This window comes from Hymenobacter glaciei (assembly GCF_039539585.1).
GTDB classification, from domain to species: Bacteria; Bacteroidota; Bacteroidia; order Cytophagales; family Hymenobacteraceae; genus Hymenobacter; species Hymenobacter glaciei.
Genome location: NZ_BAABDK010000010.1, coordinates 1 through 11,353, shown reverse-complemented (window position 1 = coordinate 11,353; position 11,353 = coordinate 1). Strand labels below are relative to the sequence as shown.

The following is an 11,353-nucleotide window of genomic DNA, read 5'->3' as shown; positions in this document are numbered from 1 at the left end:
CGGCGCACAGTGGATGAAAACCGGTGAAAAGCCTCATGCAGGAACTTCCGAAAGCACTCGCTGGCGAAGTTTAGTTAAATCGGTTACTTTTACGCTTCCTCTTTCCACTCTTCCCTTACTGCATGTCCTATCCAGTAAACGTTAGCGTGCATGTTGATGGTGGCACTACCCTTGCCGACTACAACAAGCTCACGCTAAGCCAGCACGTGCTCACGCACCATTCGTTCGCACTCGACTTTTCGTTCGAGGCCCTAGGTAAGGCCCTTGGTCTCAAGCCAGAAACCCTGTTTACTCAGGCCCACCAGAAGCTAAGCGGCAAGAACATCACCATTGGCTGGACGAGTAACATGCCGGACAACGGCGGCCGCTCGTTCGAGTTCAAGGGCATTATCACGCACGTTAGCATCCAAACCGATGCCGACTTGGTGAACTATTACCACGTGAGTGGCTATAGCCCCACCTTTCTGCTGGAAGACGGTACGCAGAGCCGCACGTTTGTGAAGAAGTCACTGCAGGCCATTTTCACGCAGGTGCTGGGCGATTATCCCGGCAACCCGCTGCAAAAGCAGCTCAAGGCCCAAAGCCAGGATGTACTGCCGTACGTGGTGCAGTACAACGAAACCAACTTCAACTTCCTGAGTCGGCTGGCGGCGCAGCAGGGCGAGTGGCTGTACTACGACGGCACCACCTTGCGGCTGGGCCAGGGCGCGGGCAAATCCATTTCATTCAAGAGCAGCAGTGCGCAGGTATTCACGCTCTCGATGCACCTGCAGCCGGGCAAGGCCGAAGGCGCACACTACAACTACCGCACCCACCAGCCCCTAAAAACAAAGGCGGCGGCACCCACGGCGGGGCACCCGTTTGGCCAGTTTGCAGTGCAAAAGTCCGACGAGCTATTCTCGCAGCCGCACCGGCTGCAGGCCGGCACCCAGCTGAACGACCAGGCCCAGTTGCAGCGCGCCATCGATGGGCTGGCTGCTAAGCGGGCTGGCAACCAGGTGAGCCTGGAAGGCAGCGGGGAAACCTTCGATATGGTACCGGGCAGCGTGCTCGACGTGCAGGACGCCGCGGGCGCTGCCTACGGCAAATTTCGGGTGCTAGCCGTGCGCCACGAAGTGGATGGGGATGGTAACTACAGCAACCACTTTGAGGCCATGCCCGACGCGGCCCCCGCCGCACCGGCCAACCCACTCTACCCTGCTTCGGATGCGCAGCCCGAGCTCGCCGAGGTAATTGACTTGGCCGACCCACGCCACCTAGGCCGCATCCGGGTGCGCTATTACTGGCCGGTAGCAAAACCCGCCGACGCCGAAACCGGCTGGGTGCGCGTGAGTACGCCCTATTCAGGCGACGGCAAAGGCCAGATGTTCACGCCCGAAAAAGGCTCGCAGGTACTCGTGGGCTACGAGCACGGCTTGGCCGATTTCCCCGTGGTGCTCGGCAACTTGTTTCACCCGCAGAACAAACAGGGCGCCAAGTACAGCACGCCCGACAACCACCTCAAAGGCATGCAAACGGCCGGCGGCAACAAGGTGGTGATGTCGGATAAGAAGGGCGAGCAGACGATTTTGCTTTCCAACTCCAACAACAAGGACACGGCGGTGTCGGTCAGCTTTAAGGGCGATGGCAGCGTGCACATCCACAGCAAGGGGCCGGTCACGGTCAACGGCTCAGTCATTACGCTCGAGGCAGGCGAGAAAGGCGAGATTAAGATGCACGCCAAGACCATCACCATGGTGGCCGAGGACGATGTGAAAATTGCCGCCAAAAACAAGGGCGTATCTGTGGATGCTGCGAAGGATAAAATGTCCCTCACGGCGAAGGAGGTACTGGTTGTGGGCACATCCAAAGCCACAGTCCAGTCAAATACCGAACTGGCCCTGCACGGCGGCTCGAAGGCGACGCTGCAATCAAGCGACACCAAGGTTCACTAAGCGAAACGCGGCTGCGCCAGCTTTCTCCTCGTTGTTCACTTGCCCCTAGTTTCCCCATGTCCAAACCGTTGTTACTGGCCCAGAATCACTCGGCCCCGCTACGCTACCAGTTGCGTACCACCACCGCTATTCAGGTGGGAGAGCGAAAATTTGAAAACGAACTGCTGTACGTTGTCGAACAGCAGTTGCACCCCGCGCAGGGGCTTGGCTATTTGCTCGAAATCAATGTGCAGCACACCATGCAGAAGGCCGATGACCTGATGAGCCGGGTGGTAGCCGATGTGAACCAGGCCAGCCGCCGGCTGCTGGTGCAAACCGACCTGCACGGGAACCTGCTGCGGGTCGAAAACCAGGAACAGGTGCTAGCTGAGTGGGAGCTGCTACGCCAGCCGCTACTGAAGAAATACGAGGCTCAGCCCGAAGTAAAACCCTTCTTTGAGGCTTTTGGCCAGCAGCTGGCCATTCCGGGCAGCCTCGAGCCCAACCTGCGCTACAAGGGTGTACTGGGCGCGCTGCTGCCAGGCCTCTACGGGTATGCGTATGGCCCGCAGGAGCCGGCTGTGCTCACGAGCCGGCGCATAACCGGGTTCTTCAACACGCTCGATTTGCCCTTGCTGCTGACCAGCCAGCAAGGCCTTCCGGCCGCAGGAGCCCCTACTGGCCCGGCCAACCTACACGTGACGACTACCGGCGCGCTCGACGACGCAGCATTTGCGCACGAGGACTTCCGCCGCATGATTCGGGACCTGGTCGACGACTTCAAATTTCCGGTGGACCTGGAAATTGACTGCACCGGGGCCCACACGTTCGACGCGGCTTCTGGCGCGCTGCTACATGCGCAACAAGTGCTGCGCGCCGAGGTAGCCGGCATCTACCACAATTCGACCATCCACGACGTCGTGGTACAACAGCCCGCCTGACCATGAGCAAGAAGCACGTTCCCGCCAACGTATTCCTGAAGTGTGACAAAGGAGTGACGCCCTGCCGGCTGCAAATTATGCGCCCCGGCCCCAACCTCTACGACGAGAAATGGGCCGTGGAAAGCGACGCCCTGCCCCTGGTGAACGTCACCTCTTTCGGCTTGTGCGCCATCACGCACGCGCCGTGCGTGCCGGCCACCGTGCGCTGGCAAAACCCGCTGCTGGGCAGCACCAAAATCGTGGCCATGGGCATGCCCCAGAACCCGCTGATGGACGACTCCTTTTTGCCTTGTACGCTGGGTGGCAAAATTGATATTTTCTTTACCCGGGCCGCCGTTACCCAGGCCCTGGCCGACGACCAGCAGGAGGCCGCTGCAAAGAAGGTGGCCGAAGAGGCGAAAGCACAAGCCGGCCTGCTTTTCTTCGCGGCAATTGCGGTGGCCGTGGTCGTGGTAGTTGCTACGGGCGGAGCAGCCCTGCCCCTGGTGCTAGGTGCTGCAGCTACAGGAGCTGTAATCGGGGGTGGCGTGGGTGCCGTAGCCGGCGGCATGGAAGGCTACGCGCACGGCGGCACCATGGGGGCCGTGAAAGGCGCGGCCGGCGGGCTACTGATAGGAGCAGCAATGGGGGCCGTGGGCGGTGCGGCGGCCGTGGCCGGCGGGCCGGCTTCACTAGCCTTGATGGAAGCATCAGGGGCCATGTTTGGCATAGCCACGGCGGCCGATGCCTTTGCCTTTTATAAAAAGCCTACCCTGGCGAATGGCCTGGTTCTGGCCAGCGATTTGGTGGTGTTGTTCGGGGCCAAGGTAATTGAAGCCAAGGCGAATGAAATTGGCGGTCGGGTGGAGGAAGTAGCCGGTGCTCAAAAGCTCGAAACCACGCCAGGTGCGGAAAAAACCAAATGTACGGGCCGCAACGACCCAGTTGACGTGGCTTCGGGAGCGATGTTTTTTGATTCGGTCGACTTCACGCTCCCCGGCCCGGTACCGGTAATTTGGGAGCGCACCTGGTACTCGACTTCGGAAAGAAAAGGCCCGTTGGGCTACGGCTGGCACCACCGCTACGACCTGGCCCTGTGGCCCGAGGCCAGTACGGGTACCGTGGCCATGCGCCTGGGCGACGGCCGCCTGGCCGTTTTTGATGCTCCCGCCCCGGAGAATGACCACTGCAGCTACCACCGCGGCCGTAAACTAGAGCTTCGCCCGGCTCCCGGGGGGCTTGATGGCTACGAAGTGTACAGCACCATTGAACAGCTTACCTACCGGTTTGTGCCATCCGTGGCGCAACCGGAACAGTACAGCCTGACGGCAATTGCCGACGGTTACGGGCACGCGGTTCGGTTTGACTACGACGAGCGGGGCCACCTGCAACGCCTTGTCGACAGCGTGGGGCGGCCCGTTGGCATTACCACCGATGCCCAGGGCCGGATGCTGACGGTGAGCCTGCCCCATCCCGACGGCTCGGCCGGCAGTTTCGTCGCCGTGCGGTATGCCTATGACGAGGCGGGCCACATGACCCAGATGAGCGACGCCGAAGGCCACACCCGCCAGTTCCACTTCGAGGGAAACCGGCTGGTGCGCAAAACCTTCGCCGAGGGCACGTCCTACTACTACGAATACGACGCGCTGGGCCGCTGCACGCGCACCTGGGGCGACGAGAACTACTACAACGGACGCTTCGTGTACGAGCCCGGCTGCACCACGCTCTACACCGATGACCCGGCCGCCGTGGATGTGTACTACCACGAGCAGGGCCTGGTCACGACCCACATCGACCCGCTTGGGGCCCAGCACCACTGGCGCTACAACGTCTACGCCGAGCTCGAAGCCGTGCAGGACCCGCTGGGCCACACCACTACCTATACCTACGACGCGCGCGGCAACTGCACCGCCGTGGCCTACCCCGACGGCGGGCAGGAGCGCACGGCGTTCGACGACCGCGACCGGCCCGTGCAGGGCACCGACGCGGGCGGGAGCGCCTGGCAGTGGGCCTACAACGAGGCCGGGCAGCTGGCCGAAAAAACCGACCCGACCGGCGCCACGACGCGCTACCGCTACGACGCGCAGGGCCGGACCGTGGAGCTAGCCGATGCCCTGGGCCACGCCACGCGCCTGCGCTACGACGGCCAGCACAACCTGGCCCACGTGGTGGCCCCCGACGAGAGTATCCGCTCGCGCGCCTACGACGCGCTGGGCCGCCTGGTGGCGTCAACGGACGCGCTGGGCCACACGCAACACCGCCGCTACGACCGCCTGGGCCAGGTAGTGGCCCTGCGCGAGCCTGACGGCCGCGAAACCCACCTGGCCTACGACGCCGAGGGAAATGTGCTGTTGATGCGAACCGACAATCTTGAAGCAGCATTTAAGTATACTGCAGTGAATCGTTTAGCAGTACGGCATCAAGCAGGACAGGAACTGCACTTTGCATATGACCGCCAGGCCCGCCTTATAGGCTGTACAAATGAATATGGGCAGCGCTACAGCTTTGGCCTTAATGCTGCAGGCAGGGTGGTGACAGAAGAAGGTTTCGACGGCTTATTGCGCCGCTACAAGCGGGATGCTACCGGTCGAGTGGTAACTGCTCATCGTGCCAATGGCTGCATCACTACTTATAGCTATGATGCTGCTGGACGAATTATAGAAGTGCGTTTTGATGATGACACCAGCGAACACTTTACCTACGAAGCTAATGGAGAACTGCTTGAAGCTCGTAACGATTCCACTACTATTCGGTTTGAGCGCGATACACTGGGGCGTGTGGTGAAAGAGCAACAAGGCGAACATACGGTTGTAAGTAATTACGACTTGCGCGGTCAGCGCACAGCATTAAGCTCCTCGCTGGGTGCATGCTTTGCTTGGCAGCATGACTCCCTTGGGCGGTTGGCAACCGTAGAAGCTAACGAAAAGTGGCAAGCCAATTTATTTCATGATGCCTGCGGTAAGGAATTGCAGCGAACTCTCAGTGGAGGTGTGCGTGTAGGTTGGCAGCACGACCAATTGGGGCGCCCAACACAGCAGCATGTTGTAGGAAAGGGCAGCACCCGGCAGCGGCGTTATCAATGGGAGGGACTTGACCAATTAGCAGCCATTGACGATAGTAACGACCTGGGCACCTCACGTTATGCTTATGATGCTTGTGGCGCGCTCATTGGTTCCCATTACGCAAACGGCGACCAAGACGTACGGCTAACCGACGCGGTAGGCAACTTATTTCGCTCATCCACTTGCAAGGACCGCCGCTATGCAGCCGGCGGCCAGTTGCGCGAAGCGGAAGGGACACGTTACCATTACGATGATGAGGGTAATCTCGTACGGAAGGTGACGCAAAGCGGCGATATTTGGCACTATACCTGGGGTCCAAAGGGGCAACTGGTGGCTGTAATCCTACCAAGTGGCTATGCGGTTACGTTTACTTATGACGCACTGGGGCGACGTGTTAGTAAAAACTATAGGGGTGTGACAACTAGATGGGTATGGGACGGCAGTAAGCCACTGCACGAATGGCAACAGTTGGAGACATGTAACAAGAATCCCGCAGTGCAGGAGCTTGCTACATGGCTATTTGAGGAGAATTCGCATGCGCTTACCGCTAAGCTTAGGGCGAACGACAACCAAAGTGTTGTATGCGACCATTTAGGGACGCCAATGGCAATGTATGACCAACACGGCAATGCAACTTGGGAGGCCCAATTTGATGCCTACGGCGCTATACGGCAAGGTAAAGGACAACCCCAAGATTGTCCATTCCGCTATCAAGGGCAATACGAAGACACTGAAACGGGGCTATATTATAACCGTTTTCGTTATTATGACCCTAAAGCCGGAACCTATATCAGCCAGGACCCTCTGAGATTGTGGGGTGGCGGAAGACTATATGCGTACGTAAAAAATACTCAAAATTGGCTAGACGTTTTAGGCCTAATTCCTGTATACAGAAACTTAAGGCCAAATGAAAATCCTGCGGAAGGTCTTTCTGCCAAAAATCCTGGACGCGGCATGAGCCCTGCCGGACACGTAAGAAACGGCAGTAATGCCAATTTTAAGGGGTCTCAATACATTTCAACCACTACTGACCCCGAAGTAGCTGCTAAATGGAGAGCAGAAGGGCAAACAACCGTAACTTTCGACACAAATAATGTTGTACCCGACTCTCATGGAAATCGCAGCATTGTAGACCTAACAACGCCTGAAAAGGCCGCAGAGGCTGGGGTAAAAGGTCCAGCACGTAACTACGCCATCAATTCTCAAGAGGTGCTAGTTGAAGGGCATGTACCAGCTGATAAAATCACAAAAATTAGCCCCTGCTAAAAGCAAACGACACTCATGAACGAAGAATCCGCTTTAGACATTGTATGTTCTTGCCTTACAAATGATAATTCTATTCCTCAAGAATTGAGGGAGCACAAAGGATTAGACATTGTCAGATTTGAACATTTAGTATCAGCCATAGAATTTCTTGTTGAATATTATCAAGACAAGAACATGGTACCTAAAAGGTTATCACTGTGCTTCGTTGACATATATGCCTCTTTTTCATTTCGTGAAGGCATTTATGATGAATACCAAACAAATAAAATTGAAGATGCAGGGATACAACTGCAAGACTTGGCTTATTCATTATTTTGTTAACAGAGTAAATTCAGTAAACCATGCCAGTTTATGTTGAAAATAGGCGCACTTCCCGTTCAACTCTATTGAGTCGTTATGATAATCCTACCATAATTGACACAACATCCCAAGCGACAATGCCATATAGGAAACTCAGTCCTTTTTATCCTCACGGCAATATTCCTATTCCCTTTTCTCAAGGCTATTACGCTGTCTCAGTTGAAGGTATCTGGCAAGGTTTGAAAGTATTTGTTAACAGTGACATTGACCAATCTAAGTTTGCTGTAAGCAATATGAGAGGAATCAAACGGACAAGCAAAGCCAATGGGCAGATTATAGGGCATAGAAAAGGCGTAGAAGGCAAAGCAATATTAGATTATGTAACTGCAAAGAAGGAAATTTACATTCCTTGTTATACATGGGTTATAGAGCAATACTTGCAGGACGAAATGGCCTCTCTAAGTAAAATAGCTGCCAATTCATCATTAATCCTTCTTGATTATAATACAGGTTCTGACCCATTCGACTTAACCAAACCAGTGTCTCATGCTACACTTTGCAAGAACCATCTTGAGGCTTTAGTCTGACATATGAGCCAGGTAGTGGCCCTGCGCAAGCCCGACGGCCGCGAAACCCGCCTGGCCTACGACGCCGAGGGCAACGTGGCCCACGCCCAGGACGGGCCGCAGGAAGTGCACTTCGCCTACACGGCCGTCAACCAGCTGGCCGCCCGCCGCCAGGCCGGGCAGGAAGTGCGCTACGCCTACGACCGCCAGGGCCGGCTCACGGGCCTGACCAACGAGCACGGCCGCCACTACCGCTTCGCACTGGATGCCGCCGGGCGGGTGGTGGAAGAAACCGGCTTCGACGGGCTGGTGCGCCGCTACGAGCGCGACGCGGCCGGCCGGGTGGCGCAGGTGCTGCGCCCGGCCGACCGCCACACGCGCTACGCATACGACGCGGCCGGCCGGGTGACGGCCGTGGCCCACCACGACGGCACGGCCGAGCACTTCACCTACGACGCCGGCGGTGGGCTGGCCGAGGCGCGCACCGCCACGACCGCCGTGCGCTTGGCGCGCGACGCGCGGGGCCGGGTGGTGAGCGAGCAGCAAGGGGCGCACACGCTTACCCACGCCTACGACGCGCGCGGGCAGCGCACGGGGCTGCATTCCTCGCTGGGGCAGCCTTCGCCTGGCAGCACGGCGCGCGCGGCGAGACCACGGCCGTGCAGGCCGGCGCGCACTGGCAGGCGCAGCTGCGGCGCGACGTGCGGGGCCTGGAGCTGCAACGCACGCTGAGCGGGGGCGTGCGCGTGGGCTGGCAGCGCGACGCGCAGGGCCGGCCGGTGCAGCAGCAAGTGACGGGCGGCGGTGGAGCCGGCCGGCAGCGGCGCTACACCTGGTAGGGGGCCGACCAGCTGGCGGCCATCGAGGACTCGCTGGCCGGCAGCACGCACTACGCCTACGATGCGGTCGGGACGCTGACCGGGGCGCGCTACGCCGACGGAAGCACGGACGTGCGCCTGGCCGACGCGGTGGGCAACCTGTTCCGCACGCCGGCCCTCGACGACCGAACCTACGCCCCCGGCGGGCAGCTGCGCCAGGCCGGCGGCACGCGCTACCGCTACGACGAAGAAGGCAACTTGGTGCGCAAAACCACGGCCGATGGCAAGGCTTGGCACTACGAGTGGAACGGGGCGGGCCAACTGGCCCGAGTCCAGCGCCCCGACGGCTACGCCGTTGCCTTCGCGTACGACGCGCTGGGCCGGCGGGTGAGCAAGCGCTACCGGGGCCGGGTCACGCGTTGGGTCTGGGACGGGGACGTGCCGCTGCACGAGTGGAGCGAACTGGAGGTCGGGCCCGGGGCGGGCGGCGCCGATGACGTAATCACGTGGCTCTTCGAGGAGCACAGCTTTGCCCCGGCGGCCAAGCTCACGGCCCACGGCAGCTACAGCGTCGTGTGCGACCACCTGGGCACGCCGCTCGAGCTCTACGACCAGGCCGGCACCAAGACGTGGCAGGCGCAGCTCGACTGCTACGGGGCCGTGCGCCAAGGCTTGGGCCGGGCGCAAGATTGTCCGTTCCGCTACCAGGGCCAGTACAAGGACGTCGAAACCGGCCTTTACTACAACCGCTTCCGCTACTACGACCCCGAAGCTGGCCAGTACATCTCCCAAGACCCGATTCGTCTCAGCGGCGGTAGGGCACTTTATTCTTACGTAAACGACCCCAATACATGGGTTGATATACTCGGGTTGGCAGGTTGTCCCTTAAAAGCGACTAACAAAACTATTGAGGAAGCGCGAACAGGAAAAGTGCGAGAAACCAAAGGCTACCATGGTCGTTTAGGCCGCCCCAAGGAAATAGAAATATTGTCTAACCCCGATGCGGTTTACCATTCAAACGGTAGTGGGGGACGTCTTATTTTTAGAAAAGGCGGCGACGTTGTGATAACTGAAGGACCAGGCAGTAGCCGCGGGCAAATAGTGACCAGCTACGGTCCTTCGGGGCCCCAAGGAAAAAGTGGTGCATCAATCTTTGGTGGTCAGCCAACAGAACCTGGTTTACCTGTAAGCCACGAACAAATAGTAGGCGGCCAAGTACCGGCTCCCAACGGCGGTTTCTTAGCTCCGGCGACGCAAATAATTCCCTAATTATAGTTAGTGGTTTAAAGCAGACGGAAGTGTCACGTAAAACATAGTTCGTGCTACCGGGCTCAGGTGCTGGTGCTCATTGAGCCTCCAACTAGAAGTTGGAGGCTCATCTATTTAATTTAACCCACCTAAAATCATTGGAGTATGGAGTATACTATTTCAAACAACGTTGAGGTAGTGCCCGATGGCAGCGCAGGCCCACACAATGCCCTAAAGCCAGGATGGAATTTGGCAGATTGGTCGCTGTGGGCGGGACATTTCCAGAACGGGGATGACTTGGAAGCGTTGGCGAGTTCCTCGTTCGGCAGTTCGGATTGGCTTTGGGACGGGGCCGATACGGCCCTATTCTCCAAGCAAACCAGAATGCTATTAGCTATTGCGCTAAAGGTCCCAGATGTTGTTCAGCTCGCCGGCCGCAATTTTCAAGCCGTCGTGTGTACAAAGTACCAAGGGCAGCTTTTACTTCATACTGCCCATAATTTTAGTTTAGCCCGTTGCCAGTCGAGCATTTACAATTCCGTTGACGACGAGCTTTTCTTAGTCAATGTTAAGAAAGCAGATTCATTCGAGTATGATTTTTCACTGCAAATTTTCGAAAACGTGTGTATATTATTCAACAATCATGCACACGTTGGCTGGATGCTGCAACAAGCATCTAGCTACCTGATATCAGGTGCTGGCCCCCACCAAAGTCGTTACGCAACAAGCGCGAGTAAGAAGAGTGCCCTACGTCGCTACTTGGGGTATTTTAACGAGGAGGCTGCTAACCGTATGGAAGAAGAAGACCCCGCTATCAAAGAGGAATTAATGGCCTTCTTAGCTGAACTTGACCAAAAGCACGACCCACAATTTGCTAGCATTTCGGAGGGAATTGCCAACTTACTCGACGGCTATTTTGGCATTGAACCAGTCCGTCCTACCGAACCTGTAGCTTAGCGAACCACCAGCGCTTGCCGTTTAAACTACAGCCATTTGGGAACATTACCCGAACGATAAAGCGACCACGCCGGCACCAAGACGTGGCAGGCCCAGTTCGACAGCTACGGGGCCGTGCGCCAGGGCCAAGGCAAGCCCCAGGACTGCCCCTTCCGCTACCAGGGCCAGTACGAAGATACCGAAACGGGCCTCTATTACAACCGCTTCCGCTACTACGACCCCAAGATGGGGATGTATATTGAGGTGGTCTAGGTAGGCCGGACAGAAGGAGGACGTATATTTCTTCTGTCATGACAGCAAAAA

Annotated in this window: 9 protein-coding genes and 1 pseudogene; all 10 read left to right on the top strand. The window is 57.9% G+C overall.

Annotated elements, in window-relative coordinates; translation table 11 throughout:
* Positions 1–122: 122 nt before the first annotated feature.
* A complete protein-coding gene (locus tag ABD837_RS04620; protein WP_345050866.1) occupies positions 123–1,934 on the top strand; it encodes a type VI secretion system Vgr family protein in 1,812 nt (603 codons plus the stop codon).
* 56 nt (positions 1,935–1,990) lie between these two features.
* Positions 1,991–2,854, top strand: coding sequence for a hypothetical protein (locus ABD837_RS04615; protein ID WP_345050863.1), 864 nt, complete (start codon positions 1,991–1,993; stop codon positions 2,852–2,854).
* A 2-nt stretch (positions 2,855–2,856) separates the two neighbouring features.
* Positions 2,857–7,161: a DUF6531 domain-containing protein gene (locus ABD837_RS04610; RefSeq protein ID WP_345050861.1), complete on the top strand. Its 4,305-nt coding sequence runs from the start codon at positions 2,857–2,859 to the stop codon at positions 7,159–7,161.
* Positions 7,162–7,176: 15 nt separating this feature from the next.
* Positions 7,177–7,482 carry a hypothetical protein gene (locus tag ABD837_RS04605; RefSeq protein ID WP_345050858.1) on the top strand — a complete coding sequence of 102 codons (306 nt, stop codon included), beginning with the start codon at positions 7,177–7,179 and terminating at the stop codon, positions 7,480–7,482.
* 20 nt (positions 7,483–7,502) lie between these two features.
* On the top strand, positions 7,503–8,048 hold the full coding sequence (locus tag ABD837_RS04600) for a DUF6939 family protein (RefSeq protein WP_345050856.1): 546 nt from the start codon (positions 7,503–7,505) through the stop codon (positions 8,046–8,048).
* A 3-nt stretch (positions 8,049–8,051) separates the two neighbouring features.
* Entirely contained in the window at positions 8,052–8,759 is a 708-nt protein-coding gene (locus ABD837_RS04595) for a hypothetical protein (protein ID WP_345050853.1), read from the top strand.
* A complete protein-coding gene (locus tag ABD837_RS04590) occupies positions 8,729–8,866 on the top strand; it encodes a hypothetical protein (RefSeq protein WP_345050850.1) in 138 nt (45 codons plus the stop codon). Before ABD837_RS04595 ends, ABD837_RS04590 begins: the two co-directional genes overlap by 31 nt.
* 12 nt (positions 8,867–8,878) lie before the next feature.
* A complete protein-coding gene (locus ABD837_RS04585) occupies positions 8,879–10,114 on the top strand; it encodes an RHS repeat domain-containing protein (protein ID WP_486326991.1) in 1,236 nt (411 codons plus the stop codon).
* Between the two features lie 144 nt (positions 10,115–10,258).
* Positions 10,259–11,050: a hypothetical protein gene (locus ABD837_RS04580; RefSeq protein WP_345050845.1), complete on the top strand. Its 792-nt coding sequence runs from the start codon at positions 10,259–10,261 to the stop codon at positions 11,048–11,050.
* A 111-nt stretch (positions 11,051–11,161) separates the two neighbouring features.
* Positions 11,162–11,302, top strand: a pseudogene (locus ABD837_RS04575) (RHS repeat-associated core domain-containing protein); the annotation flags it as partial.
* Positions 11,303–11,353: the final 51 nt, after the last annotated feature.

Bases quoted from the DNA above. Each gene is read 5' to 3' on its own strand.
- ABD837_RS04620 (WP_345050866.1), top strand. From the start codon at position 123: ATGTCCTATCCAGTAAACGTTAGCGTGCATGTTGATGGTGGCACTACC.
- ABD837_RS04615 (WP_345050863.1), top strand. From the start codon at position 1,991: ATGTCCAAACCGTTGTTACTGGCCCAGAATCACTCGGCCCCGCTACGC.
- ABD837_RS04610 (WP_345050861.1), top strand. From the start codon at position 2,857: ATGAGCAAGAAGCACGTTCCCGCCAACGTATTCCTGAAGTGTGACAAA.
- ABD837_RS04605 (WP_345050858.1), top strand. From the start codon at position 7,177: ATGAACGAAGAATCCGCTTTAGACATTGTATGTTCTTGCCTTACAAAT.
- ABD837_RS04600 (WP_345050856.1), top strand. From the start codon at position 7,503: ATGCCAGTTTATGTTGAAAATAGGCGCACTTCCCGTTCAACTCTATTG.
- ABD837_RS04595 (WP_345050853.1), top strand. From the start codon at position 8,052: ATGAGCCAGGTAGTGGCCCTGCGCAAGCCCGACGGCCGCGAAACCCGC.
- ABD837_RS04580 (WP_345050845.1), top strand. From the start codon at position 10,259: ATGGAGTATACTATTTCAAACAACGTTGAGGTAGTGCCCGATGGCAGC.